Source organism: Bacillus cereus group sp. BfR-BA-01430 (assembly GCF_022663115.1).
GTDB classification, from domain to species: Bacteria; Bacillota; Bacilli; order Bacillales; family Bacillaceae_G; genus Bacillus_A; species Bacillus_A cereus_BD.
In genome coordinates this window covers 36,615-63,468 of the sequence record NZ_JAKUEW010000006.1, presented here as the reverse complement: position 1 = coordinate 63,468, position 26,854 = coordinate 36,615, and the positions used below count along the sequence as shown (strand labels likewise).

Below are 26,854 nucleotides of genomic sequence, written 5' to 3'. Positions count from 1 at the left end.
ATGATACTAGATGCAGATATAAAAGCACAACTATCCCAATACCTTCAATTAATGGAAAACGACATCTTACTTAAAGTTAGCACAGGAGACGATGATGTTTCTAAAGATATGTTAGCTCTAGTTGATGAATTAACTGCTATGTCATCTAAGATTAAAGTAGAAAAAGCACAACTTGAGAGAACACCAAGCTTTAGTGTAAATCGTATCGGCGAAGAAACTGGCGTAACTTTCGCTGGTATTCCTTTAGGACACGAATTTACTTCATTAGTGTTAGCATTACTTCAAGTAAGTGGACGTGCTCCAAAAGTTGAACAAAAAGTAATCGATCAAATAAAAAATATTCAAGGTGAATATCATTTTGAATCTTATATCAGCTTAAGCTGTCACAACTGTCCTGATGTTGTTCAAGCTCTTAACGTAATGAGCGTTCTAAACCCTAGTATTACACATACTATGATTGACGGCGCTGCATTCAAAGAAGAAGTAGAAAGCAAAGATATCATGGCAGTACCAACTGTTTACTTAAATGGCGAATCTTTCGGAAGCGGTCGTATGACACTTGAAGAAATTTTAGCTAAAATGGGTAACGGTCCTGATGCATCAGAATTCTCTGATAAAGATCCATACGATGTTCTTGTTGTTGGCGGTGGCCCAGCTGGTGCAAGTGCAGCAATTTATGCAGCACGTAAAGGCATCCGCACAGGTATCGTTGCGGAACGCTTCGGCGGTCAAGTAATGGATACACTAGGCATTGAAAACTTCATCAGCGTAAAACGCACTGAAGGTCCTAAGCTAGTAGCAAGCCTTGAAGAGCACGTAAAAGATTACGATATCGATGTAATGAAATTACAACGTGCAAAACGCCTAGAGAAGAAAGAACTTATTGAAGTGGAACTTGAAAATGGTGCCGTTCTAAAAAGTAAGAGCGTAATCATTTCAACAGGTGCTCGCTGGCGCAATGTTGGCGTACCAGGTGAAGCTGAGTTCAAAAACAAAGGTGTAGCATACTGCCCTCACTGTGACGGTCCACTATTTGCTGGAAAACACGTAGCAGTTATCGGCGGCGGTAACTCTGGTATTGAAGCAGCAATCGACTTAGCAGGTATCGTAAAACACGTAACTGTTCTTGAATTCATGCCAGAATTAAAAGCTGATGCTGTCTTGCAAGAACGTCTTTACAGCTTACCTAACGTAACTGTTCTGAAAAACGTTCAAACAAAAGAAATTACTGGTACTGACACAGTAAACGGTATTTCTTACATCGATCGCGAAACAGAAGAAGTTCATCATATCGAACTTCAAGGTGTATTCGTTCAAATCGGTCTTGTACCAAACACAGACTGGTTAGGAGACACTGTTGAACGTGTTCGCGGTGAAATCGTAATTGATAAACACGGTGCTACAAACGTACCAGGAGTGTTTGCTGCAGGTGACTGTACAAATAATCCGTACAAACAAATTATTATTTCTATGGGTTCAGGAGCAAATGCAGCTTTAGGTGCATTTGATTACTTAATCCGTAACTAATCAAGTTTTTTACAAAAGCAGGTGCATTTGGCACCTGCTTTCTTTATCATGCTAATCTATAAACTAAAAACCTCTCATTCCCATTCTTCTCGTAAGCTCCCGGTAACCTCACTTCCATCTTCAGCTCAAATGCGGTCTGATTCTCTAGGAAAAAGATATAATCCTCGGACGGATAATATAAAATAATATCTATGCTTCTCTCTACTTCCTCCACCGAAAGTAATATGTTATTTACGACATTCATAAATACTTGTACCGAAAACGGGTTAAAGAAATAAAAGCGATTATCACGCGGATTAATTACATATTCTTGTGCTAGGCAACATTGAAACTCAATTTTATTCTTACTATTCTTCGATTTTTTTGCATAACGCTCACGATTTTCCATTGCCTCTTTATAGAACTCTTCATTCATTTCAATTCCAACTGCCGAAGCACCGCACTTATGATGCATATAAAAATTCAATCGACCTTTCCCACATCCAAAGTCTACAATTCGGTCACTACTTTTTATTTCATATTGTTTTAACAATTCCTCTAGCCCGCTATATGGTGTTGGTTCATAGCGATGATAATGTAAAGATTTATTGAATCCTTTTTGCTCTCCTACTGTTTTTATATTGAATACCGCATCATAATATTGTTCGTTCATTAATCTTCTCCTATCAAGAAATGGTACTTATTATTATACACCATGTACCGGAGAGGTTTTTTTCATCAAATTAAATAGCACGTGAAATGATATGGACGCTTCGAAAAATCATAACAAAAAACAGGAGCTTTCTAGCCTCTGTCTTTCAACACTTTCAATACTGTTTGCTTCAATATTTCTACCCCATCCATTATACAACTATGGTCAAATCTCATATATGGATGGGGTAATCCGGATGGTAGATTTGCTCCTAGTCCCAGCATAACAGCTTTTATTTTTATTATGAATTTAAGCTACCATTAGTATTAGAAGTGTGTTATATGTTAGCCATTCACTAAGCTTTTCAAACTCGCATAATCTTATATGTTAAGTTGTATTATCAGTGCCCTTTAAACTAACAGATAACTAATTGTTTTGTGATATAAAACCCAAAATAGTTTTTGGCTTGGTCAAGATACATTTGTATATACTAATATTCGGAATTTGCTAATGATGAGGTTTGTATGAGCGCAGATTTTCTCCACGGTTTTGTACTATTTCTGATAAAATCTGTGTTACGAGTGCCATCGGTGGAGAAAACGGTTTCACTTTTGAAAAATTATGTATATATTCTCATTTTTTCTAGTTTTGTTCCTTTTTAAAAGAGTACACTCATAGAGGTAAAGAGAGTTAGGAACCTCCAAACCATCTGCTTGAGAGAGCTTATCTTCCGGCTATCCATAAAATCAGTTGGAATAGGTACTTTCATCCAGTTTCTTTTGATACAAGAACGAATGTTTTATGGTAGTGATGCTGAACAACTACCTTTGCACGGTAGACCGCCTTAAATTAAAAGAAGCGGAGCTCTTTATGTACTGGAATTTGCGTCTCTTTTCTTGCAACCTTCTTAAAAGAGATTAAGCTTCGAATATACATAAGATATTCGGATAATCACTTGTTTATTTTTTGATAAAATAGAATTTTTTTACAATTATTAAAAATTAAGTGTATAATCGAAGTGATAAATAATAAAAGGAGCGTTGATCAAATGGCAAATACACCAAAAAAAGAACATCCTAATCGAAGACGAGATTGGATGCTTACCCTTGGAGCCTTTCTTGTTTTACAATTAATCTTTATCGTCTGTGATAGTTTTTCATGGTCACCAAACTTTAAAGAAGGAGGAGCATTATTTAAAAAAATCTCCAATTCGAAGTTCTTTACGGAATGGTTCACCCCGTATAAAACTTCACAATTCAACATATTCACAGCATTTTTTGCTATTACATTGCTCCCACATGCATTAATAAGTGCAATAAAAGACTCCTTTTCTAAAAACTGAATCAATACATATACTCACCTCTTGTAAATGTTTTTTTGAAAGAGAAAGAGCTTTTATAACTGATTAACTAAATTATACAATTTCCTTAAAATCAGAATACATGCTTTTTACAAATATATTTGAGCTTTAAAAGGACTCCTCACAAAGCACCTTTAAATCCCCCCACAAAGAAAATAAATTTACTCCGTGTGGGGATGCTTTCTATTTTTTTCTACGTTTGTCAAGAAACTCCACCCATTATTAAGCTTCTTTCTCAAGCCAAGCCACACACTCCACATATCCAAAGCGTATACGGAAGTATAATGAGATGTTTGTGAGTCCAGTTATAAGAGAAGAAGTAACTACAAATTAAAACTATATTACGATAGTAACCATTCCAACGATGCCACTACTAAACCGTCATCTTCCAACTTGATAACGCTAACCAGTTTTCCATTTCCTTATAATTAGGCATGATCTTCCCAACAAGACGCCAAAAGGATCGATCATGATTTAAATAGACCATATGGCACATTTCGTGAACAACTACATAATCAATTACTCGCTGCGGTGCCATCGCTAGCTTCCAATTGAATGTTAGCTGTAAATTTGAATCACACGTTCCCCACGTACGACTACTATCTGTAATACGAATAGAACGCGGTTTTATTTTGAAATTAATTTGATGCGCTTTAATACTCTTCTCTACTAACGCCTTACACTGCTGATAATAAAATCGTTTTAAAGCTTGTTGTATTTTCTCATCCTTAAGCTCTTTCACATAAATATGCAGCTTATCTCCTTCAAATATTGCGTTATCTTGCTCAATGCTTGTATCTTGGGAAATCTGTATCGGATACGTACTCCCTAAATACAAAAATCCCGCTCCTTGATCATAAGTCTTTTCCTGTGGGCCACGTACTCGCTCCAGCATTTCCTTACGTGTTTTCTGAATCCAATCCCATTTCTCCTCTAGCAACTGGACTAAGTATTCAACAGGTGTCCCTTTTGGAGCTTGCACTTCCACATTACCGTACGAGTCTACAAAAAGACGCACAGACTTTTTCTTCTTATAAGTTATATAAAAATGAATTGTCTCACCTAAATATATATGTACCATTTCATCACCTAGCATATTATTTTACAAATAAAAAAGAGTAGGACACAACCATCCTACTCTACCTATTATATCATTTACCACTTTAACAGACTCATTATCCTCTATACTTTACAGCTAATCCCTTAATGAAATTCCTTGCGTATCTATCCCCACACTCTTTGTAATTCTTATGGCCTTTCTTTCTTAATAGAGCGCCTAACTCTCCTTTTGTCACCTTAACTCCTACACTGTCTAATATATCAAGCACATCCTCACTCGTTAAAGATAATGCTATTTTCATTTTCTTTAGAAGAAGGTTATTGGCACTTTCATTCCCCTGTAAAGGTACCGGTTGTCCTGGTTTCGAATCTTGCTTTCCTCTTTTTAAAGTAATAAATCCATTTAAAAATGACTCTAACATCATAATATCGCATGTTAGTACGTAATCATTTTCAACTACATCCGCACTTTCAGCTTCATGTTGGGGACTTTTCTTTACTTTTGTAAGCATATCAACTACTTCTTCTTTCGTTACTTCAATGCCACCAAGTTTAAATATTTCCACCATATCTGTATCTTTTATATCCATAGCATATCTTACTCTTTTTAATATATCGTTGTTGCTCATTGCCATTGTTATTCCTCCTGAAATGTTGCTTATTTGTACAGCAGTTAAAGTGTATTCTCTAACATACTCTAAACTCTCGTGTTACATATAATCGTATTATCAAAAATCACTCTTCAGATTATATCTCCGTCACTTTTAAACGAATGTCTGCCAAATGAATACTTTCACATTTTAAAGCCGCATTTTTAGACTTTTTATCCCGAATAAAGTTTTACTTTATAATAATATTCTCAAATATTTTTCGAAGTTAACTCCTTCTACTTCAGAAATTTGCTCCAAAAAGGTATCATGAATGGCTGCTGTTAGAAATGCTTCTGCGAGATGCACAGATTTTTCTAGACTCTCTCCTCGCATCATGCTTCCCATTATGACAGAAGCAAATAAATCACCCGTACCAGAATAACTTTTACCATTATACGGAATAGTGCTATAAAAAGTTTTATTCCCATCCAAATACATATTTCCGATAAACTGCTTATCTGGATCTGCTGACGGTGGATTCACACCAGTTATGATCACCTTAGCATCCGTTTCTTGCTGCAACGTTTTTCCTGCTTCTTCTAATGCTTCGATAAAATCCCTTTCATTTAAATAGCTATATAGTTTTTCATAAGATAATCCGGTTAATAGACAGCACTCCGTTACATTTGGTGTAATCACATCTGCACATTTCACAAGTTCTCTCATGCGCACTAGCAATTCTTCTGTAAAAAGTTTATAAGCCTCACCTATATCCCCCATCACAGGATCCACAAGCAAGGTGGTTTCTTTTGTATGAAATGTATCTAAAAAATGAAAAATATTATCAATCTGTTCTCGGCCAGTTACAAATCCGGTATAAATTCCGTCAAAGGTTACCTGAAGCTTGCTCCATTCCTCTTCGAAATATTTCATTTTAGATGTAAAATCTTCACAAAAAAAACTTGGATAACCTGTTTGTGCAGACAATATAGCAGTTGGTAAAGGACATGCCTGTACCCCCATTACCGAAAGAACCGGAATCGCAGCGGTTAATGAACATTTTCCAAAAGATGATAAATCCTGTATTACAGCGACTTTTTTCATAATAACCTCCATAAGATTTATCCCACTTAATCTTTATTCATATTATCACAAATAAAAAATAGGAAAACTAAACCATTTATCATTCAACTAAGTTAAATGGCTTGCTAACACTAAAAAACTCGCGCCTTCAATTCTACATTCACTAGTAGAAAACATCACTTATGATATCGCTTGAAAATATTCAGATTCAATATAGTTTCGTTAATCCTTTTCAAAAAACTAAAAAAAGCAGTGCCCCCTTGTCAGAGAGCAGGCTGCTTGATTTTAAAATAAGCACCGCTACACACTCCCTATATACAGAGTGTATGTGACAACACAAAGGTGCTGGTAGGTTTATTACATTCTTCAGACCTGTTTCTTTCAGAAAACAAACTTTATCAAAAAAAAGTTGCTGGCTGCAAAAAAACTTGAAACTGAATAAAATACGTACACATGAGTTGACGTAATTCATTTTTTCTCTAACTTTTTTGAGAGTTACATCATTTCACTGTCCACGTCTTTTTCAAAGTTATCAAGTAATGCACGCACTTCATCTGTTGATTTCGTGCTCATCAATTGATTTCTTAATTCAGCAGCTCCATGGAATCCTTTTACATAAATTTTGAAAAAGCGATGAAGCCCGGTGATGGAACGTGGTAGTACTTCTGCATATTGATCTTGAAGGTCAAGTTGTAGTCTTAAAAGATCAAGGTGTTCTTTACTGCTATGCTCTTTTGGCTCTTTTTCAAACGCAAACGGATTTTTAAAGATACCTCGTCCGATCATCACGCCATCAATGCCATATTTTTCAGCAAGCTGTAGCCCGGTTTGACGGTCAGGAATGTCTCCATTGATTGTTAGGAGCGTATTTGGTGCGATACGGTCACGTAATTTTTTGATTTCTGGAATTAACTCCCAATGCGCAGCCACTTGGCTCATTTCTTCTCTTGTGCGTAAATGAATAGAAAGGTTCGCAATATCCTGTTTGAAAATATGCGTTAACCACTCCTCCCACTCATTTACCTCTTTAAAGCCAAGTCGTGTTTTTACGCTGACAGGCAGTCCGCCCGCTTTTGCTGCTTGAATAAGTTCTGCCGCAACGTCTGGACGCAGAATAAGGCCACTACCTTTTCCTCTCGAAGCCACATTCGGTACAGGACAGCCCATATTAATATCAATTCCTTTAAACCCTAGCTCTGCCATGCCAATACTCATCTGACGGAAATATTCGGGATTATCTCCCCAAATATGCGCCACTATCGGCTGTTCATCTTCTGTAAAAATTAAACGGCCACGCACACTTTTCATACCCTCTGGATGACAATAGCTATCCGAGTTTGTAAACTCCGTGAAAAATACATCCGGCCGACCGGCTTCACTGACTACGTGACGAAAAACAACATCTGTCACATCTTCCATTGGTGCAAGTACAAAAAATGGTCGTGGTAAATCACGCCAAAAATTATCTATCATGTCAAACTCAAATCCTCTCAATTAAAAAATCTACAGTACATTTGAACATTTATCATTTGTAAAAATCAGCAATATTTATTTTAACTAAAATTATTTCTAAATGGTATTTTTATAAACCAAAAAGCAGATGGTATAGATTTTTTCTATATCAACTGCTTTTCTATTATACCAACTTCAGCCAAGCTACACACTCCACATGAGTCGTATGCGGGAACATATCAACAGGCTGTACTTCCTGTGTTTTATATCCGCCTTCTTCTAGTACTTTTAAGTCACGTGCAAGTGTTGCTGGGTTACATGATACGTATACGACACGCTTTGGCTTCATGTCGATGATTGTGTTTAGTAATGCTTTATCGCATCCTTTGCGCGGCGGATCGACAACGATTGTATCAGCGATTACACCTTCTTTGTACCAGTTTGGAATGACAACTTCCGCTTCTCCAACTGCAAATTCTGCATTTGTCATATTGTTGAGTGCTGCGTTTCGTTTTGCGTCTTCGATCGCTTCTGGCACAATTTCAACGCCATATACTTTTTTCGCTTTTTGCGCTAAGAATAGAGAAATGGATCCGATTCCGCAGTACGCATCAATAACTGTTTCATTTCCGTCTAGTTGTGCATATTCTAATGCTTTATCGTATAGCACTTTCGTTTGCTCTGGGTTTACTTGATAGAACGAACGCGCTGAAATCGCAAATTGAATATCACCGATAAAATCATAAATATATTCTGATCCATATAGAACTGTTGTTGTCTCTCCAAAAATAACATTTGTACGTTTCGTGTTTACATTTTGAACAATTGATTTTACATTTGGGAATTTCGCTGTAATTTCTTCGATTATCTCCTTTTTATTTGGAAGTTCTGCCGTACGCGTAATGAAGACAAGCATAATTTCCCCTGTTACGTGTCCATATCTTGCCATTACGTGGCGAAGTGTTCCTTTATGACGTTCTTCATTGTATGCACGAATGCCATGCGTTTCACAAATGCGTTTCACTTCTTGAATTAATGTATCGTTCTCTTCTGCTTGAATTAAGCATGTTTCCATATTGATAATATCATGCGTCCCTTGACGGTAAAAACCCGCTACTAGTCCGCCTTCACGTTCTCCAATTGGCACTTGTGCTTTGTTGCGATAAACCCACGGATTTTCCATACCGAGAACAGGGTGAACTGGCACGTCATAAAGACCTCCAATACGCTGCATGACATCGCGCACTTGCTTTTGTTTCGCTGCGAGCTGTCCTTCATACGTTACGTGCTGAAGCTGACAACCACCGCATTGGTTGTAGACCGGGCACTCTGCCTCTTTACGATATGGACTTTCTGTGTAAAGCTTCATTAAACGACCGAATGCGAAATTCTTTTTTACTTTAATAATTTTAATTTGCGCTTCTTCACCTGGTAATCCGTTTTTAACGAAAATAGGATATCCGTCCACTTTCGCAACACCGGCACCGTCATGTGTTAAATCTTCAAATATTACATCTATAAACTCGTTTTTTTCAACTGGTGGCGTCATTTTATTACTCATTTTCCGACCTCTCTTTTTCATAACACTGCGTTACATTTTATCATACTTATATAGTCTTTTTCTATTGGAAGAAAAAAAGCTATTGACGACACTTCTCTATTAATGTTACGCTACTAATAATTTAATACGGACGGTGTTACCTCATATATCCTCGATAATATGGATCGAGAGTTTCTACCTGGCAACCAATAATTGCCGGACTATGGGGAAAACTAATGAATATTAGCTTATAGGAAGACTTATATTGATTAGCTTTCTCTCATAGATGAAAGTGAATCCATTATGAGTCTTTTTTTATTTTCACTTTTAAAAGGTCGGACATCTTACGTATGACATAAAACTTCTAGATCCTTTATTTATTAGTTATATAACTGATGTTTTATGTAAAAACTTTATAAGAACTTGTGAAAGGGGCAATTACATGCAATATGTAATAAGCATTATCGGCGTCCTCGCCGTGTTAGGTTTATGTTTTGCTTTGTCAAACAACAAAAGTAAAATTAACTTTCGTGCAATTGCTATTATGATTGGTTTTCAAATTTTAATCGGATGGTTTATGTTTGCCACAAAAATTGGTCAACAAATCATTATTTTAATTAGTAAGGTCTTCAATAAACTTATTAAACTTGGTACAACAGGTGTTGATTTTCTTTTCAATGGAATTCAACGAGATTTTGTCTTTTTCTTAAACGTACTATTAATTATCATCTTTTTCTCAGCACTACTTTCTATTTTTAGTTATTTAGGCGTTTTACCATTTATTGTTCGCGTTGTGGGCGGTGCTATTTCAAAAGTTACTGGTTTACCACGCGTTGAGTCCTTCCATGCAGTAAACTCTGTATTCTTCGGTTCAAGTGAAGCTTTAATCGTAATTAAAAATGACTTAAAACACTTTAATAAAAACCGTATGTTCATCATTTGTTGTTCAGCGATGAGCTCTGTTTCAGCTTCTGTTACCGCATCATACGTGATGATGCTAGATGCAAAATATGTATTAGCTGCTCTTCCATTGAACTTATTCTCAAGCTTAATTGTTTGTTCTTTATTAACACCCGTTGATACAAAACGTGAAGAAGAAACGGTTCAAAAATTTGATCGAAGCTTATTTGGTGATAGCTTCATTGGCGCAATGATTAACGGTGCGTTAGACGGTTTAAAAGTAGCTGGTATCGTTGCTGCATTAATGATTGCCTTCATTGGTGTAATGGAAGTTGTAAACTACGTAATTACCTCAGCTTCAGGTGCAATGGGATATACAATTACACTACAACAAATTTTTGGTTATATTCTAGCACCATTTGCTTTCCTAATGGGGATTCCAGCTCATGAAATTATCCCAGCTGGCGGCATTATGGGGACGAAAATCGCCTTAAATGAATTTGTAGCAATCCTTGATTTAAAAGAAATTGCGAAAACATTATCTCCACGTACAATTGGAATCGTTACAGTATTCTTAATTAGCTTCGCAAGTATTAGCCAAATTGGTGCAATCGTTGGTACCATTCGTGCTCTTTCTGAAAAACAAGGAAGTGTTGTTTCTAAATTTGGTTGGAAAATGCTATTTGCGTCAACACTTGCTTCTATTTTATCCGCTACAATCGCTGGATTATTTATTTAACAAAAAGTCTGTATGATACGAGTCGTATCATACAGACTTTTTTTATTTCGCTTACTTTAAATTTCGCTTAATTCTTATTTCCTAATATTCATTACCCTCTTAAAATGTTATAATTTGTAAAAAATATGCAATGGGGGATTATAATGAAGGCACACATTCTTTTTGATTTTTTATATGTACTGTATTTCAGTTTAAAAAGCTACTATATATTAGGAATTCCAATGTATGTATTCATTCTACCTATCCTTTTTGTAGCAGGTTATATAATCATTTCCGTTAATCAAAAAAGAAAAAGTAGGTCGATTCACAACCACTAATTTCCCTCAAATGATATGATGAACAAGGGTATAAACCCACCACTCTTATAGCGGTGGGTATTTCAATATAAATAGGCAACACACTACACAATAGAAGGTGATTGTTATGAAAAAATATGCTGCTATTGCTTTATGCACATCTGCTATTCTAGCGGGCTGTAACACTAGCAATGCAAGTAATGAACCAAAACAAGAGAAACAGGTTCAAAAGCAAGTGAAAAAACAAGACGAAGTTGTAAAACCACAAGGAAAGATTGTTTCTGATCCTATTACATATGAATCTATGAATACATCAATTCGTGTAACAGATGTAAAAGATTCTTTCACAGAAGTACAGTACAAAATTTGGCGAACAGCAGACGGGAAAGAGAGTGCAAAACCTTTCACTTCTAAAGAAAAAGACAATCAATTTGTAATTCCTTTTGATGTAAAAGAGTTTGAAGGAAAACGCGGTGAATATCAAATTGAAGCATTCGGTGTGAAAGAAGACGGAAAAAGCATCCCTCTTACACCATCTACCATTACATTCCAGCAACATATTCCTGTCCTAATGTATCACGCTATCGATGATTATCACGGTCAAGGAATTAAAGACTTATTTGTATCACCTGCTAACTTTGAAGCGCAAATGAAATATTTAAAAGACAACGGGTATACATTATTAACATTTGAACGATGGAACGAGATTAATAAAGTAAATAAACCGATATTTGTAACACTTGATGATGGGATGAAAAATAATATGAATGCATTCCGCATTCTGCAACAATTAAAGGATGATACTTTTAAACCGACTGCAACCGAATATATGATTGTTGATAATGTTGGTGTTGAAGGCGCCTTATCGGCTGATGAATTAAAAGAAATGGTGAACTCTGGTATCTTCTCTGTCCAATCTCATACAGCGACACATGCCGATCTACCAAAAATCACAAACTATGAAGAAGAGTTAAAAGGATCGAAAGAAAAGCTTGAAAAGATTACTGGAAAACCAGTTATCGCTATCGCCTATCCGTTTGGACATGTAGATGATAAAGTTGTTGCAGAAACGAAAAAATATTATCAGTTCGCTACAACAACTAAACCAGGACAATTTATTACAAAAGGTGAGGCGGACGAATTATTAAAAATGAAACGTGTTCGCGTCCATCACACAACTACGGTAGAACAATTTGCTGCTTCTATTAAATAAAGCTCAATAACAGCTGAGTTCTATTTATATTTTTGATTTTTTCCTGTATTATGTATATAATGAATATTTCGAATAAAGGAGATTATATATATGTCATTTGAACAGAACTTAGAGAAATATGCTGCACTTGCAGTAAATGTTGGCGTAAACATTCAACCTGGTCAAACGTTATCGATTAATGCCCCACTTGAAGCTGCTCCATTTGTACGTCTCGTTACAGAAAAAGCATATAAATCTGGTGCAAAGCATGTATACGTAGATTGGAATGATGAAGTGTTAACACGCTTAAAGTTTGATTTAGCTCCAGTTGAAGCGTTCTCTGAATTTCCTGCTTGGAAAGCGCGCACACGTGAAGAATTAGCAAAAGAAGGTGCGGCATTTATGTCTATTTATGCAGAGAATCCTGACTTATTAAAAGGGGTAGATGCAACAAAAATTGCAACTGCACATAAAGTTGCTGGAGAAGCGATGAAAGTATACCGCGATTATGTACAAGCTGATAAAGTCAGCTGGTGCGTCATCTCTGTTCCTACAAAAGAATGGGCTGCAAAAGTATTCCCAGATGTATCGCCAGAACAACAAGAAGAAAAGCTGTGGAATGCTATTTTCCAAGCGACTCGTATAACTCTAGAAAATCCAGTTGAAGCATGGAAAAAGCATGATGAAACGTTACATAAAAAAGTCGACTACTTAAATGAAAAACATTACAAAGCACTTCACTACACAGGCCCTGGAACAGATTTAACAATTGAGCTTCCAGAGAAACACGTTTGGGCTGGCGCTGGTAGCTTAAATGAAAAAAATGTACCGTTTATGGCTAATATTCCAACAGAAGAAGTCTTTACTATGCCGTTAAAGACAGGTGTGAACGGCTATGTTTCGAGCACAAAACCATTCGTGTTTTCCGGAAATATTATTGACAACTTTACACTTACTTTTGAAAATGGTCGCATCATTGACTATAAAGCAGACGTTGGCGAAGAAGCGTTAAAACATTTAATCGAAACAGATGAAGGTTCTCACTTCTTAGGAGAAGTTGCCTTAGTGCCGCATGATTCACCGATTTCAAATACAAATATTCTATTCTACAATACGCTATTTGATGAAAATGCATCTTGTCATTTAGCAATTGGAAATGCTTATGCATTTAACTTAGAGGGCGGAAAAACAATGACGAAAGAGGAGCTTGCAGCAAACGGAGCAAATGCTAGCATTACACACGAAGACTTCATGATTGGTTCAGCTGAGCTTGATATCGACGGTATTACAGCTGACGGGAAACATGAGCCTATCTTCCGTAAAGGGAATTGGGCGTTTTAATAAAGAACAAAAAGCTGTCTTCTAAAAATTAGAAGACAGCTTTTATGTTGCTGATGAAACTTTTAATCCGATTACACCTAATACAATGAACAAAATACAAAACGCTTGAAACAAGCTAATATGTTCTTTAAAAAAGTAAACGCTAATGATTGTAATACATAATGTGCCTAAACCGGACCAGATCGCATAAGCAATACTTAGATGAATCTTTTTTACGACAATGGCAAAAACGCTAAAACAAATGCCATAGCATACAAAAATGAATACACTTGGAACAAACTTCGTTAAACCATTTGATAACTTCATTGCGACCGTTCCAGCGATTTCAAATATAATTGTTACGAGTAGTAATAACCAATATATCATCTAGAACCCCACATCTTTTTGTTAAATGATAGAGATTCTAGTATATATTTTTATCTTCTCCTAAACAAGATTGTTCGCATTATAATCCTAATGAAATATATTTAATTTCTAAATACTCTTCGATTCCAAAGTGACCGCCTTCACGACCAATCCCGCTTTCTTTAAATCCACCAAACGGAGCTTGCGCAACAGATGGAAGTCCATCATTTAAACCGATAATTCCATATTCTAATGCTTCACTAATTTGGAATGCTTGGGTAATATCTTTTGTAAATATATATGCCGCTAAACCATACGGTGTATTATTCGCACGTTCAATCACTTCTTCTACCGTTTTAAACTTCGCAACTGGCGCTACTGGACCAAATGTTTCTTCTGTCATACATAGCATCGTATCATCTGCGCCGCCAATAACAGTTGGTTCAATGAAGTGACCATTTAATTCTGTAACCGTTTGGCCTCCATATAATATTTCGCCGCCTTTTTTCACTGCATCTTCAATATGCTCTTGTACTTTTTCTACTGCATTTGCATCGATAAGCGGTCCTACAGTTGTCCCTTCTCCAAAGCCATCTCCAACTTTTAGCTGTGCAACTGCGTTTTTGAATTTCGCTGCAAATTCTTCATATACTGCTTCCTGTACAAAAACGCGGTTTGTACAGATACATGTTTGTCCAGCATTACGGAATTTCGACCCAATTACCGCTTCGACAGCTTTATCTAAATCCGCATCATTCATAACGATAAATGGAGCGTGTCCTCCTAGTTCAAGTGACACTTTCTTCATCGTTTTCGCAGCGCTAGACATTAATTCTTTTCCAATTTCCGTTGATCCTGTAAAGGAAACCTTTCTTACGCGGCCATCTTCCATCCAAGTATCAGCAATCGCTTTAGCACTACCTGTTACAATATTTAAAACACCTTTTGGAATATCAGCTTCATGTGCTAATTCCGCTAATTTCAGCGCTGTTAACGGGGTTTGACTAGCAGGTTTTACAACTGCTGTACAGCCTGCAGCAAGTGCTGGTGCCACTTTTCTTGTAATCATTGCCGCTGGGAAGTTCCATGGTGTAATGGCTGCAATAACCCCAACAGGTTGTTTCGTTACTAAAATGCGTTTATTCGGATGAGAAGCTGGAATCATTTCACCGTATACACGTTTTCCTTCTTCTGCATACCACTCTACAAAGCTATTCGCATAATTTACTTCTCCAAGTGCCTCAGGAAACGGCTTTCCTTGTTCTTTCGTCATAATAGCAGCAATTTCTTCTTTATTTTCATCAATGAGTGTAAACCACTTTCTTAATTTCTCCGCCCGCTCAGCCGCTGTTAATTTCGACCAAGATTTAAAAGCCTCATGCGCAGCATCAACTGCTTGCTTCGCCTCTGTCACTCCACCTTTCGGAACAGTGGCAAATACTTCTTGTGTTGCTGGATTATTAATTTCAATTTGTTCCTCTAATTGAATCCATTCACCATTTATATACATTGCTTTTTGATCTAAATTTGCATATGTCGCTTTCTTATCCAAAATTCTCTTCCTCCTCTATACTTTCCTGTTTTAAAGTGTTTCTTTCATACTTACCGAGAAGCATTCTACTAAAGAAATAACCTCCAAAAATTACCCAGCCTAGTACCATTAACCATTCATATGGCCAAATTAGCGCCGCTGGCATGCCCGGCATATATAATACAATAAAGCCAATACTTAATATAATTGCAATACTTCCAACTATTCTTCCATTCTTTACTTGAAATGGCCGCTTCATCTTCGGTGCTCTTTTTCGCAATATGAAAAAGGATAGACTGACTAATAAGTAAGAAACAACAATGCCAAGTCCACCTGCATCTACAATCCAAACAAGTGCTGGTCTTCCTAATAATGGTGCAAAAAAAGATAGCATCCCTAAAAATATGATAGAATGAGAAGGTGTGTTATATTTTGGATGCACTTTTCCAAACCACGCTGGTATCATTCCTTCTTTCGACATTGCATATAATACACGACTGCCTCCAATGATGAAAGCATTCCAACTCGTAATAATACCAGCTAAGCCACCAAAAATTAAGATATTCGCAAATATTTTAGAACCGAACACTGCTCCCATAGCATCTGCTGTTGCTAATTTTGTTTGAAGAAGATCTTTTTGATTTAACGCCATCGATACACCTAATGCTATGAAAAGATAGAAAACCACGGCACAAATGACAGAAAAGATTAAAACTTTCCCAATTTCTTTAAATGGAAGATTTACTTCTTCAGCAACTTGCGGAATTACATCGAATCCAACAAATAAAAATGGAACCATAATAAGAACGGCCATCACTCCGCCTGTACCATTTATAAAAAACGGTTCTAAATTTTTTGTATCGCCGTTGAAACCAGCGCCAAAAACGAGCATAATTCCTATGGCTACAATAAAGATGGTAAATATACTTTGAAACACGGCTGCTGTCTTTACACCAAAATAATTGATAATTGTAATGAAAAGGGCACCACCCATTCCAATCATCGCCCATGTCAAGTATACATCCCAACCAGCAATCGTCCATAAATAAATGCTTTTGAGGTAATACATAATCTACCACTGTCGGTAATGCAACAGCTTCAAAGGTAACGACAGATACATATCCTAGTATGATTGCCCATGATGCAACAAAAGCCGCCTTCTTTCCAAATGCCTTACTTACGTACATACAATAAACCACCGCCTGTTTCCGGCATCGCGGAAGCAAGTTCAGCGTATGTTAATCCAACGAAAATAACAAGTAATCCCCCAATAATAAAGGCAATTACAGCTCCCATTGAACCAGCAGATGTAACCCGGGTCTCCCGATACAACCCAGCCCCATCCAAGCATTGCACCGATCGCGAGAAAAAGAACATCAAAACGTGATAACACCTTTTTAAGTTTCTTCTTCTCTCCCAACTACAAATTCCCCTCCTATAAACTTCTTAATTTTCCGAGTAGCTGCCGATTGACTTATTTTCAAGAACTCTGCTACTTTATAGCTTGATCCATATGTTTTATATGCTTTTAAAATAATATTCCGCTCTACTTCCTCCAACATTTGGTAGAGGCTTTGACCGGATTGTTCAATCGTTACTTCTTGCATAGATACTGGTAAATCTTCTATCGTAACAACATCATCAGCAGTAATAACGAGCCGCTCCATTACATTCTCAATTTCACGATTATTCCCTTCCCAAGGATATCCTACAAACATTTGTAATGTACTAGGGGCTAATTTTACATTTCGCCCATACTTTTCATTAAAGTGTTGTAAATAATGATAAACTAATGGCAAAATGTCCTCTGTTCTTTCACGAAGCGGCGGAATTTGAATCGGTATGACATTTAGGCGGTAAAACAAGTCTTTTCGAAATGTCCCTTGTTTCACCATTTCTGCTAAATTTCTATTCGTCGCTGCTACAATACGAACATCTACCTTTTTTAATTCTCTCCCCCCTACTGGACGGAATGTTTTTTCCTGTAACACTTGTAATAATTTCGCTTGCATTTCTAGCGGCATTTCTCCTATTTCATCTAAAAAGAGCGTTCCTTTATGCGCTAGTTCTAATATCCCTTTCTTCCCTTCACGATTGGCACCTGTAAAGGACCCTCCAGCATATCCAAATAGCTCTGATTCAATAAGATTTGTTGGCAATGTTGCACAGTTCATTTCATAGAACATTTCATTTTTTCGATGACTGATTTCATGTAAATGACGTACTAATCTACTCTTTCCTACACCAGTCTCACCTAAAATGAGGACTGTACTATCTACCATAGATATTTTTTTGATAGTTTTGACTATTTCCTGCATAGCTACACTTTTAAAAATAAGCCCTTCGTGTTCATATGTTTCTCGTAATTCTCTTTTATATGTCTTTAATTGGTGATCCATCTCCTCTACCTTTTTCCGTAATTGATAGAGTTCAGTAAGATCACGAGAATAACTAATGACTCTGCGTAAATTTCCCTCTGCATCAAACACAGGTCTTGTACGAACATGTAAATACTCGCCTGATTTTGTTGTCTGAACAAGTTCAATTGGTTTCTTCTTCTCAATGACTTCTAATGTTGCAGATGGATAAAAAATCCCTTCTTTTTGCAAATCTTTCACATGCTTCCCAATCAATTCTTTCGCGGACAATTGATAGTGCCTTTCACATGTACTATTGACACGTACAACAATCCCTTTCTCATCTGTAACAAAGATTTCGTCAAATGCATATTCAAATACATCTTTTAAATCCATATACGCTCTTTCCTTTTCTGCAACCATTCTAGCCACTCCTCAAAGTCAATCCCTTACTCCAATTATTTACTTCTTACATTCCATTATAAATCTAAATCTCAATTTAAGGGAATTTTCTGTATTTTTAAGAGGATAAACGAGAATAATTGCAAATGTGTTATGCATCTACTCTTTATACACGAGTTATATTTGCTTGTTGATAACAGGCTTGTAAAGATTCTTCAATAATGGTAAGCCCTTCTTTCAATTGCTCATCTGTAATAACAAGCGGCATAAGAACACGAATAACATTTCCGTAAGTTCCTGCTGATAATAAAAGCAAGCCGCGGTTATTCGCTTCGGCACATAAGTTTGCAGTTAAAGCTTTATCCGGCTCTTTCGTACTGCGATCTTTCACAAGTTCAAATGCACACATTGCCCCTAATCCACGAACATGACCAATACAATGATATTTCTTCTTCATCTCTTCAAATCGATCCATTACAATTTTTCCGATATATATAGCTCGATCATTTAATTTTTCTTTCTCAATAATATCTAAAACAGCTAATGCCGCTACGCAGCCAAGTGGACTTCCCGCATACGTTCCTCCAAGCTCGCCTGGCGCTGCTTCATTCATTATCTCCTTACGACCAATAACTCCACTAATTGGTACTCCAGCCCCTAACGATTTAGAAACCGTAATTAAGTCTGGTACAACATCGTAATGATCAATTGCAAAATATTTTCCTGTCCGGCTAAAACCTGTTTGAATTTCATCAGCTACAAATAAAATACCATGTTCCGAGCAAAGACGGCGTACTTCTTGAACAAACTTTTTACTTGGCACGATAAAACCACCCTCACCTTGAACAGGTTCCATTACAACAGCAGCTATGCTTTCTGGAGCTACTTCTGATAGGAAGAAGTTCTTAAATTCCTCAATCATAAAGTCATCATATTGTTCATCTGTCAAACCTTCTGGACGGCGATACTCATATGGAAACGGCGCTTTATATACTTCAGGGGCAAATGGTCCAAAACCAAATTTATAAGGTTTCACTTTACTTGTCATCGTCATCGTCATTAATGTGCGACCATGAAACCCTTTTGAAAATGCAATAATACCGGATCTTCTCGTATATTTACGAGCAATCTTCACCGCATTTTCAACTGCTTCCGCACCGCTATTTAAAAATAATACTTGCTTATCAAAATTCCCTGGTGCTAATCTAGCTAATTTCTCTGCTAACTCAATATACGGTTCATACATCATAACATTAAAGCCAGTATGAATATATTGATCTACTTGTTTATGAAGTGCTTCTGTTACTGCCGGATGACAATGTCCTACATTAATCGTTCCAATCGCACCTGCAAAATCGATGAATTGGTTTCCATCGACATCTGTTACAAGTGCTCCAGCTGCTGATTGTACAAATGTTGAAATCCCATTACTCACACCTCTTGGTATAATATTTTGACGACGTTCTAATAGAGAAGCGGCCTTTGGTCCTGGAATTTGCTCATTTACTTTTGCATATTTTTTTATACTCATCGTTTTTCCCATCCTTTTCTATACAATGTTTTTTCTTATATTTATTGCAAAATGTATGCCAACTTATGAACCTAGCATTCTTCCGTTTTTCTTTATATTTCGACACAAAAAAATAAGTCTATAACGACTTATTTCAAGTCATTATAGACTTATTTTATTTACCTATTAGGCTTTACTTGTTCAAAAAGAAGTGTACCAGAACTTGAAATCAGATCTCCTACCGAATCCAATATAAGATCTGCAAGCGGTGCTAATGTTTGATAATCCCCAGTCCCAGATAGCACACCGATTGCATAACAATCCCCACTATTTCTCGCTAAATGTAAATCTGTTGGTGTATCTCCAATAACAGCAACTTCCGACGGTATGAGTTGGAACCTTTCGCAAATGAATTCTATAATTTTCTTATCTGGCTTTTGTGCTGAGAAAGTGTCAGAAGTAATTATACAATCAAAGAAAGATTCCAATTGATATTGCTTCAAGAATAATTCTGTAGGCGCTAAATCATCAGCTGTTACAACGCCTAAAATAAAATCTCTATCTTTCAATGCTTGTAAAACTTCCGGAATATTCGCTGTCATTTTCATATGAGAGCGGTGGTCATACATAAGAGTAAATAATTGCTGACTCACCCACTGATGCATATTCTCTTCTCTTTCTGATGGAATATATTCACAAAATACTTTTGCTACATCACGACTTGTTCCAGCTGCTAAGGCACTCTCAGGATGAACAAAATTTTCTTCTACACCTATTTCATGTAAAAGCGTTTGTTGCAAAGATTGTGGTAAATTATATACCTTTATAAGTTGAGCGACAAGTTCTTCGGCTACTTTTACCCAAATGGAATGGAAATCCATTAATGTACCATCTTTATCAAATAATATTGCTTTTATCTTCTCCATAACACCCCACCTTTCACTTCTTCTCTCTCCCATTGTAACAAGGAAATATGGATAAAAAATGAATATATTGTAAATATGCCATAAAAAACAAACAAACTTCCAATTTACAATCCAAATCGAATCATTTGACTATCATTTTGGAAAGGCGTAGAATTACTTTCATCGTAATTAGCTAATTATTTAACTTTATTAACTATCATGATAGTTTCCTACAATTTTTATATTATTATAGGAGATGTTTATATGGTTGAAGAAATGTTTTATCGAAAAATATTAGAAAATCTCTTTTCAGACCCTATTGAAGTGACGCTTTGGGATGGAAAAACAGTTCAATATGGTGAAGGAGAACCTCTATTTCAAATTACATTCCATAAACCACTTTCCAAAAAAGAACTTGCCAAAGACCCATCTATCGCATTCGGCGAAGCTTATATGAATGGAGATATTGAATTAAAGGGTGATCTTGAAAAAGCAATTGAGTCCATTTACAAAAGTCAAGAAAGCTTTTTAGGAAATAGTAAGCTACAATATTTCACAAGTAAATGGAATTTTTCAAAGAAGAAAAATAAAGAAGACATTACTCATCACTATGATATTGGAAACGACTTTTATAAACTATGGCTTGATGACACAATGACATATTCTTGTGCTTATTTTCAGCATCCTGATGACACCTTAACAACAGCTCAACATAATAAAGTAAATCACATTCTAAAAAAATTAAATCTTCGTAAAGGAGATACTTTATTAGATATCGGATGCGGATGGGGAGAACTGATTACAGCAGCCGCGAAGCAATACGGCGTGAAGGCAATGGGCGTAACATTAAGTGAAGAACAGTACGCAAAAACGACTGAAAGAATTGAGCAAGAAGGCCTTACTGATTTAGTGGAAGTTGCCTTACTTGATTATCGTGACATTAAAAATCGCAAGTTCGACAAAGTTGTAAGTGTTGGTATGATTGAACATGTGGGAAAAGATCGTATTACTGAATATTTTCAGACAGTAAATCGTCTATTAGCAGACGGTGGTGTTTCTGTACTACATTGTATTACTTCCCCAACAGATGGAGCTACAAATGGATGGATTGAAAAATATATCTTCCCTGGCGGATACGTTCCAGCTGTTAGTGAATTAATTACAAACATCACGGATCAGAAAATGTTCCTCGTGGATGTGGAAAGTTTACGAAGACACTACGGTAAAACATTGGAACACTGGGCCAAAAATTTCGAAAATGTACTTGATGAAATTCGCAAAACAAAAGATGAACGTTTCATCCGGATGTGGCGCCTCTATTTAAATGCTTGTGCAGCTTCATTCTATACAGGCAATATCGACTTACATCAATTTGTATTTACAAAAGGTATTAATGATGATATTCCATGGACACGTTCCTATATGTATGATACAAAGCAATAATAGGCTATAAAAAAGAGGATGCCATTATAAGGCGTCCTCTTTCTGCTCAGGAACAAATAGTTCTAAGCAATGATAGATGTTTTCAAACTCCATCGGTGCATCTCCACCGTATTCACCATCTAAGTTGATCATTAACTTATCAGGAGAATGTACTTTAATACGATTTGCTTGCGTATATAATACCTTTGGATTATTAATATGCTCACCGCGCTGCGCTTGCGTTGCCGCTTTAATTAAATCCGCTATTGACCCTTTTTTCAGTACTAACAAGTCAAATAATCCATCATTAATAGAAGCATATGGTGCTACCTTTTCAAATCCACCTACTGAACGTGTATTTGTAATTAAAAACATCGTAATTTCTTCTTGCAACAACTTTCCATCATACTCAATCTCAACATACGTTGGATGTAATGACGGTAACATTTCAATTCCTTTTAAATAATATGCTAATTGTCCTAACACTGTTTTTAATTTGCTTGGCACTTCATACGTTAATTCTGTAATACGTCCGCCTCCAGCAATATTAATAAAATATGTATCGTTTGCTCTACCAAGATCTAACGGAACCGTTTTCCCTTCACAGATAATATCTGCCGCTTCTTCAATAGAACGTGGAACACCAATAGCACGTGCAAAATCATTCGTTGTTCCAACTGGAATAATTCCAAACTTCGGACGATGTTCATGCTCTACTAAACCATTTACCACTTCATTTAAAGTCCCATCACCGCCTGCTGCAATGACTACATCAAATTTACGTTCTGCCGCTTGCCTCGCCGCAATTGTTGCGTCTCCAGGCCCTGTTGTCGCGTGACAGGATGTTTCATATCCAGCTTGTTCTAATTTCTGTAATACTTCTGGTAAATGCTTTTTAAATAGCTCACGACCAGAAGTAGGATTATAAATTATTCTTGCTCGTTTCATCATGTATTAGCACAGGAATTTTCTCATTCATCAATTCAGGAAAAAGAATATATTCAACTTTTCTCCAGCCTTCCTATGCCTGCCTCCTCTCATCTCCATATCCTTCTTTTATCCCAACCAATTGAAAAGGACAAGTAAGAACCAGGGTTCATATCGCTATGCATTCGCAAATCATATCATTCTTCATCACTATTACTGTTTGTTTTATGGAAAACATGGGAATCTTAATGATCTATTTTTTCATAAGATAAAAAACTTTATATGTCTAGATGTATCATTATTCCCACCTTTTTGCAACTATCATACCATAGTTGCTATACAAACATTTTCCCACATTTTATAGAAAAAAACACCCACATGCGGGTGTTTTTCTCCTTGATCTTTCATCACTGCCTAGTTTCTGCGGCTAGAAGGATCAGGCGTTTCTTCTCCTCCGGCGAAGCAAAAAACACTTCTCTTTCGAAGGCTTCAACGCCTTCTTATTCTAATCGAACCGCCTACGCTTTTCTTTTATCGCTTATTTATTTCTTCTAATAAGATTTTATTAACAAGCGGTGGGTTTGCTTGTCCTTTTGTCGCTTTCATAATTTGACCAACTAAGAAACCAATTGCACGGTCTTTACCGTTTTTAAAGTCTTCAATAGATTGTTCATTATTATCAAGGATTTCTGTTACAATCTTACGAAGTGTACCTTCATCAGAAATTTGAACAAGTCCTTTTGCTTTCACGATTTCTTCTGGATCTCCACCTTTTTCAATTAACTCGTTAAATACTTTCTTCGCAATTTTAGAAGAAATCGTACCTTTCTCGATTAATTGAATCATTTTAGATAGCCCAGCAGGTGTTAATGCTACATCTTTTAATTCTTTTTGTTGTTTGTTTAAGTATGCAAGCACTTCACCCATTAACCAGTTTGATGCTAACTTCGCATCTGCACCGCCTGCAACTGTTTCCTCAAAGAAATCAGACATTTCTTTTGTTAAAGTTAATACATGTGCATCGTAAGCTGGCAGACCAAGTTCTGCAACATAACGTGCTTTACGAGCATCTGGAAGTTCAGGAATGGAAGCACGAACTTGTTCTTTCCATTCCTCATCAATATAAAGTTCAACTAAATCCGGTTCTGGGAAGTAACGATAATCGTCAGATCCTTCTTTTACACGCATTAAAATTGTTTTCTTTGTCGCTTCATCATAACGACGTGTTTCTTGCTGAATGATACCACCGGATAATAATTCTTTTTCTTGACGCGCTTGTTCAAACTCAAGACCTTTTTGAACATAAGTGAAAGAGTTTAAGTTTTTCAGCTCTGCTTTTGTACCAAATTTCTCTTGTCCTACTGGACGAAGAGAAATGTTTGCATCACAGCGAAGGGAACCTTCTTCCATCTTACAATCAGATACACCAGTGTATTGAATGATTGATTTTAATTTTTCTAAGTATGCATATGCTTCTTCTGGCGTACGCATATCTGGCTCAGATACGATTTCAATTAGCGGAAGACCTTGACGATTGTAGTCTACTAATGAGTAACCTTCACTTGTATGCGTTGATTTACCTGCATCTTCTTCTAAATGAAGACGAGTAATACCGATTCGTTTCTTTTTGCCGCCCACTTCGATTTCAATCCAGCCGTTTTCCCCAATTGGTTTATCAAATTGAGAGATTTGGTATGCTTTCGGATTATCTGGGTAGAAATAGTTCTTACGGTCAAACTTCGTTTCTGTTGCAATTTCACAGTTTAAAGCCATTGCAGCTTTCATTGCAAAGTTTACTGCCTCTTTGTTTAAAGTTGGAAGTACCCCTGGGTATCCTAAATCAATTACACTTGTTTGTGTATTTGGATCCGCTCCGAATTCTGTTGGACTCGCAGAGAAAATTTTCGAATTTGTTTTTAACTCAACGTGAACCTCTAAACCAATAATTGTTTCAAAATTCATCTATGCTCGCCTCCTTACAGACTTGCTTTTTTTGTATGATAGTCTGTTGCTTGCTCAAATGCATGTGCAACGCGGTAAATTGTCGCTTCATCGAAATGTTTACCAATGATTTGTAAACCAAGTGGCATATTGTTAGCACCGAATCCACATGGAACAGAAATTGCTGGAACACCTGCTAAGTTTACTGGGATTGTTAAAATGTCATTTGCATACATTGTCATTGGATCATCAATTTTTTCGCCTACTTTAAACGCTGGAGTTGGCGTTGTTGGTCCAATAATCACATCGTAATTTGCAAATACATTTTCAAAGTCATTTTTAATTAATGTACGTACTTGTTGTGCTTTTTTGTAATATGCATCATAGTAACCAGAGCTAAGCGCAAATGTACCAAGCATAATACGACGTTTTACTTCGTCTCCGAATCCTTCACTACGCGTATTTTTGTAAAGATCCATTAAGTTATTCACATTATCAGAACGAACACCGTAGCGTACGCCATCAAATCGTGACAAGTTAGCAGACGCTTCAGAAGAAGAAATTAAGTAGTACGTTGCTAGCGCGTATTTAGAGTGTGGAAGGGATACTTCTTCCCAAGTTGCACCCATACCTTCTAATACTTTTAAAGCAGCTAGTACTGACTCACGAGCTTCTTCGCCAACACCTTCTCCTAAATATTCTTTTGGTACAGCAATACGTAAACCTTTTACATCGCCTGTTAAACCAGCTAAATAGTTACCTACTTCAACATTTGCAGAAGTTGCATCCATACGGTCAATACCTGAAATAGCTTGTAATAAGTATGCATTGTCTTCTACAGTACGTGTAATTGGTCCGATTTGATCAAGTGAAGATGCAAATGCGACTAAACCATAACGAGATACACGTCCATAAGTTGGTTTTAATCCTACGACACCGCAATATGCAGCTGGCTGACGGATGGAACCACCTGTATCAGAACCTAGAGAGAATAATACTTCTCCTGCTGCTACTGCTGCTGCAGAACCACCGCTAGAACCACCTGGAACATACTCTAAATTCCATGGGTTTTTCGTAGCATAAAAACCAGAGTTTTCATTGGAAGAACCCATTGCAAACTCGTCCATGTTTAATTTACCAATTGTAATTGTGTCAGCTTCGTTTAACTTCTGCACAACTGTCGCATCATAAATCGGATCAAAGTTTGCTAATATTTTACTTGCACAAGTTGTACGAAGACCTTTTGTTACAATGTTATCTTTAACACCGATTGGCATACCGAATAATAGACCATTATCTTCAGCACCAATTTTTGCATCTAATTCTTTCGCTTTCGCACGCGCGTTTTCTTCATCTAATGTAAGAAACGCTTTTACGCTATCTTCAACATCCGCAATACGTTTGTAAGACTCTTCTACTAAATCCGTAACGGAAATTTCTTTGTTGTTTAATTTCTTATGTAACTCTGATACAGAATGATCAAATAATGACATCGAAATTCCCCTCCCCTATTCTAATACTGCTGGAACACGGATTTGATTCTCTTTGTGATCCGGTGCATTTTTTAATACTTCTTCTACTGGTAAACCTTTTTCTGGCACATCTTCACGCATAACATTTCTCATCGTTAATACGTGAGTTGTTGGTTTGACATTTGTTGTATCCAATTCATTTAACTGTTCTGCAAAAGTAACAATTGCATCGAGTTGTTTTTGAAACTTTTCTGCTTCTTGATCTGTAATGGCAAGACGCGCTAAATGCGCTACATGCTTTACATTCTCAACGGAAATTCTTGACACGGCTA

At 36.6% G+C, this 26,854-nt stretch carries 21 protein-coding genes, 2 pseudogenes and 1 riboswitch; of the genes and pseudogenes, 6 read left to right on the top strand and 17 right to left on the bottom strand.

The window, feature by feature from the left end:
- Entirely contained in the window at positions 1 to 1,527 is a 1,527-nt protein-coding gene (gene ahpF / locus MR058_RS12670) for an alkyl hydroperoxide reductase subunit F (RefSeq protein WP_242144343.1), read from the top strand.
- A gap of 46 nt (positions 1,528 to 1,573) precedes the next feature.
- On the opposite strand, the gene MR058_RS12665 is transcribed toward ahpF, so the two are convergent.
- Positions 1,574 to 2,179 carry a methyltransferase gene (locus MR058_RS12665; RefSeq protein WP_242144342.1) on the bottom strand — a complete coding sequence of 202 codons (606 nt, stop codon included), beginning with the start codon at positions 2,177 to 2,179 and terminating at the stop codon, positions 1,574 to 1,576.
- Positions 2,180 to 2,310: 131 nt separating this feature from the next.
- Positions 2,311 to 2,454 (bottom strand): annotated as a pseudogene (locus MR058_RS12660) (amidohydrolase); the annotation flags it as partial.
- A 752-nt stretch (positions 2,455 to 3,206) separates the two neighbouring features.
- Here MR058_RS12660 and MR058_RS12655 point away from each other — a divergent pair.
- Entirely contained in the window at positions 3,207 to 3,500 is a 294-nt protein-coding gene (locus MR058_RS12655; RefSeq protein ID WP_242144341.1) for a YfzA family protein, read from the top strand.
- A 391-nt stretch (positions 3,501 to 3,891) separates the two neighbouring features.
- Here the strand turns inward: MR058_RS12655 and MR058_RS12650 are convergent, their stop codons facing one another.
- From MR058_RS12650 to rlmD, 5 genes are all read right to left on the bottom strand, one after another.
- Entirely contained in the window at positions 3,892 to 4,599 is a 708-nt protein-coding gene (locus tag MR058_RS12650; RefSeq protein ID WP_242144458.1) for a M48 family metallopeptidase, read from the bottom strand.
- Between the two features lie 94 nt (positions 4,600 to 4,693).
- Positions 4,694 to 5,212: a YehS family protein gene (locus MR058_RS12645; protein WP_242144340.1), complete on the bottom strand. Its 519-nt coding sequence runs from the start codon at positions 5,210 to 5,212 to the stop codon at positions 4,694 to 4,696.
- 210 nt (positions 5,213 to 5,422) lie between these two features.
- A complete protein-coding gene (locus MR058_RS12640; protein ID WP_242144339.1) occupies positions 5,423 to 6,271 on the bottom strand; it encodes a pyridoxamine kinase in 849 nt (282 codons plus the stop codon).
- Positions 6,272 to 6,745: 474 nt separating this feature from the next.
- Entirely contained in the window at positions 6,746 to 7,723 is a 978-nt protein-coding gene (locus tag MR058_RS12635) for a tRNA dihydrouridine synthase (RefSeq protein ID WP_242144457.1), read from the bottom strand.
- Between the two features lie 163 nt (positions 7,724 to 7,886).
- Positions 7,887 to 9,263, bottom strand: coding sequence for a 23S rRNA (uracil(1939)-C(5))-methyltransferase RlmD (gene rlmD, locus MR058_RS12630; RefSeq protein ID WP_242144338.1), 1,377 nt, complete (start codon positions 9,261 to 9,263; stop codon positions 7,887 to 7,889).
- Positions 9,264 to 9,384: 121 nt separating this feature from the next.
- Positions 9,385 to 9,486, top strand: a riboswitch (purine riboswitch).
- A gap of 198 nt (positions 9,487 to 9,684) precedes the next feature.
- Between rlmD and MR058_RS12625 the strand changes: the two genes are divergently transcribed.
- The 3 genes from MR058_RS12625 (at position 9,685) to MR058_RS12615 (ending at position 13,710) form a co-directional block, all read left to right on the top strand.
- Positions 9,685 to 10,881, top strand: coding sequence for a NupC/NupG family nucleoside CNT transporter (locus MR058_RS12625; RefSeq protein WP_242144337.1), 1,197 nt, complete (start codon positions 9,685 to 9,687; stop codon positions 10,879 to 10,881).
- 423 nt (positions 10,882 to 11,304) lie between these two features.
- Entirely contained in the window at positions 11,305 to 12,390 is a 1,086-nt protein-coding gene (locus tag MR058_RS12620; protein ID WP_242144336.1) for a polysaccharide deacetylase family protein, read from the top strand.
- Between the two features lie 90 nt (positions 12,391 to 12,480).
- Positions 12,481 to 13,710, top strand: coding sequence for an aminopeptidase (locus tag MR058_RS12615; RefSeq protein ID WP_242144335.1), 1,230 nt, complete (start codon positions 12,481 to 12,483; stop codon positions 13,708 to 13,710).
- A 42-nt stretch (positions 13,711 to 13,752) separates the two neighbouring features.
- On the opposite strand, the gene MR058_RS12610 is transcribed toward MR058_RS12615, so the two are convergent.
- The 6 genes and pseudogenes from MR058_RS12610 to MR058_RS12585 all read right to left on the bottom strand — a co-directional run bounded on the left by MR058_RS12610 (position 13,753) and on the right by MR058_RS12585 (position 20,781).
- The gene (locus tag MR058_RS12610) at positions 13,753 to 14,076 is read right to left on the bottom strand and encodes a DMT family transporter (RefSeq protein ID WP_242144334.1); all 324 of its coding nucleotides are present in this window, start codon (positions 14,074 to 14,076) and stop codon (positions 13,753 to 13,755) included.
- A 79-nt stretch (positions 14,077 to 14,155) separates the two neighbouring features.
- On the bottom strand, positions 14,156 to 15,607 hold the full coding sequence (locus MR058_RS12605; RefSeq protein WP_242144333.1) for an NAD-dependent succinate-semialdehyde dehydrogenase: 1,452 nt from the start codon (positions 15,605 to 15,607) through the stop codon (positions 14,156 to 14,158).
- Positions 15,600 to 16,937, bottom strand: a pseudogene (locus MR058_RS12600) (APC family permease). The gene MR058_RS12605 and the pseudogene MR058_RS12600 overlap by 8 nt, the downstream one beginning before the upstream one ends.
- Positions 16,938 to 16,983: 46 nt before the next feature.
- Positions 16,984 to 18,366, bottom strand: a complete 1,383-nt coding sequence (locus tag MR058_RS12595) for a sigma-54 interaction domain-containing protein (RefSeq protein WP_242144332.1) — start codon at positions 18,364 to 18,366, stop codon at positions 16,984 to 16,986.
- A 145-nt stretch (positions 18,367 to 18,511) separates the two neighbouring features.
- Complete coding sequence (gene gabT, locus MR058_RS12590; protein ID WP_242144331.1) at positions 18,512 to 19,876, bottom strand: 4-aminobutyrate--2-oxoglutarate transaminase; 1,365 nt, start codon at positions 19,874 to 19,876, stop codon at positions 18,512 to 18,514.
- 158 nt (positions 19,877 to 20,034) lie between these two features.
- Positions 20,035 to 20,781 carry an HAD family hydrolase gene (locus MR058_RS12585; RefSeq protein ID WP_242144330.1) on the bottom strand — a complete coding sequence of 249 codons (747 nt, stop codon included), beginning with the start codon at positions 20,779 to 20,781 and terminating at the stop codon, positions 20,035 to 20,037.
- Positions 20,782 to 21,024: 243 nt separating this feature from the next.
- Here MR058_RS12585 and MR058_RS12580 point away from each other — a divergent pair, with 243 nt between their 5' ends.
- The gene (locus MR058_RS12580; RefSeq protein WP_242144329.1) at positions 21,025 to 22,203 is read left to right on the top strand and encodes an SAM-dependent methyltransferase; all 1,179 of its coding nucleotides are present in this window, start codon (positions 21,025 to 21,027) and stop codon (positions 22,201 to 22,203) included.
- A gap of 24 nt (positions 22,204 to 22,227) precedes the next feature.
- Here MR058_RS12580 and MR058_RS12575 read toward each other — a convergent pair whose 3' ends face one another.
- The 4 genes from MR058_RS12575 to gatC form a co-directional block, all read right to left on the bottom strand.
- A complete protein-coding gene (locus MR058_RS12575; protein ID WP_242144328.1) occupies positions 22,228 to 23,133 on the bottom strand; it encodes a diacylglycerol kinase in 906 nt (301 codons plus the stop codon).
- A gap of 507 nt (positions 23,134 to 23,640) precedes the next feature.
- Positions 23,641 to 25,071, bottom strand: a complete 1,431-nt coding sequence (gatB, locus tag MR058_RS12570; RefSeq protein ID WP_242144327.1) for an Asp-tRNA(Asn)/Glu-tRNA(Gln) amidotransferase subunit GatB — start codon at positions 25,069 to 25,071, stop codon at positions 23,641 to 23,643.
- A 14-nt stretch (positions 25,072 to 25,085) separates the two neighbouring features.
- Entirely contained in the window at positions 25,086 to 26,543 is a 1,458-nt protein-coding gene (gene gatA, locus MR058_RS12565) for an Asp-tRNA(Asn)/Glu-tRNA(Gln) amidotransferase subunit GatA (RefSeq protein WP_242144326.1), read from the bottom strand.
- A gap of 15 nt (positions 26,544 to 26,558) precedes the next feature.
- The gene (gene gatC, locus MR058_RS12560) at positions 26,559 to 26,849 is read right to left on the bottom strand and encodes an Asp-tRNA(Asn)/Glu-tRNA(Gln) amidotransferase subunit GatC (RefSeq protein WP_242144325.1); all 291 of its coding nucleotides are present in this window, start codon (positions 26,847 to 26,849) and stop codon (positions 26,559 to 26,561) included.
- Between the last annotated feature and the right edge of the window lie 5 nt (positions 26,850 to 26,854).

What these genes read in the sequence shown, in the direction of transcription:
- ahpF (WP_242144343.1), top strand. Translation starts at nt 1, where the DNA reads ATGATACTAGATGCAGATATAAAAGCACAACTATCCCAATACCTTCAA.
- MR058_RS12645 (WP_242144340.1), bottom strand. Translation starts at nt 5,212, where the DNA reads ATGGCAATGAGCAACAACGATATATTAAAAAGAGTAAGATATGCTATG.
- MR058_RS12575 (WP_242144328.1), bottom strand. Translation starts at nt 23,133, where the DNA reads ATGATGAAACGAGCAAGAATAATTTATAATCCTACTTCTGGTCGTGAG.
- MR058_RS12620 (WP_242144336.1), top strand. Translation starts at nt 11,305, where the DNA reads ATGAAAAAATATGCTGCTATTGCTTTATGCACATCTGCTATTCTAGCG.
- MR058_RS12665 (WP_242144342.1), bottom strand. Translation starts at nt 2,179, where the DNA reads ATGAACGAACAATATTATGATGCGGTATTCAATATAAAAACAGTAGGA.
- gatB (WP_242144327.1), bottom strand. Translation starts at nt 25,071, where the DNA reads ATGAATTTTGAAACAATTATTGGTTTAGAGGTTCACGTTGAGTTAAAA.
- MR058_RS12635 (WP_242144457.1), bottom strand. Translation starts at nt 7,723, where the DNA reads ATGATAGATAATTTTTGGCGTGATTTACCACGACCATTTTTTGTACTT.
- MR058_RS12615 (WP_242144335.1), top strand. Translation starts at nt 12,481, where the DNA reads ATGTCATTTGAACAGAACTTAGAGAAATATGCTGCACTTGCAGTAAAT.
- MR058_RS12640 (WP_242144339.1), bottom strand. Translation starts at nt 6,271, where the DNA reads ATGAAAAAAGTCGCTGTAATACAGGATTTATCATCTTTTGGAAAATGT.
- rlmD (WP_242144338.1), bottom strand. Translation starts at nt 9,263, where the DNA reads ATGAGTAATAAAATGACGCCACCAGTTGAAAAAAACGAGTTTATAGAT.
- gabT (WP_242144331.1), bottom strand. Translation starts at nt 19,876, where the DNA reads ATGAGTATAAAAAAATATGCAAAAGTAAATGAGCAAATTCCAGGACCA.
- MR058_RS12650 (WP_242144458.1), bottom strand. Translation starts at nt 4,599, where the DNA reads ATGGTACATATATATTTAGGTGAGACAATTCATTTTTATATAACTTAT.
- MR058_RS12580 (WP_242144329.1), top strand. Translation starts at nt 21,025, where the DNA reads ATGGTTGAAGAAATGTTTTATCGAAAAATATTAGAAAATCTCTTTTCA.
- MR058_RS12655 (WP_242144341.1), top strand. Translation starts at nt 3,207, where the DNA reads ATGGCAAATACACCAAAAAAAGAACATCCTAATCGAAGACGAGATTGG.
- MR058_RS12595 (WP_242144332.1), bottom strand. Translation starts at nt 18,366, where the DNA reads ATGGTTGCAGAAAAGGAAAGAGCGTATATGGATTTAAAAGATGTATTT.
- MR058_RS12610 (WP_242144334.1), bottom strand. Translation starts at nt 14,076, where the DNA reads ATGATATATTGGTTATTACTACTCGTAACAATTATATTTGAAATCGCT.
- gatA (WP_242144326.1), bottom strand. Translation starts at nt 26,543, where the DNA reads ATGTCATTATTTGATCATTCTGTATCAGAGTTACATAAGAAATTAAAC.
- MR058_RS12585 (WP_242144330.1), bottom strand. Translation starts at nt 20,781, where the DNA reads ATGGAGAAGATAAAAGCAATATTATTTGATAAAGATGGTACATTAATG.
- MR058_RS12625 (WP_242144337.1), top strand. Translation starts at nt 9,685, where the DNA reads ATGCAATATGTAATAAGCATTATCGGCGTCCTCGCCGTGTTAGGTTTA.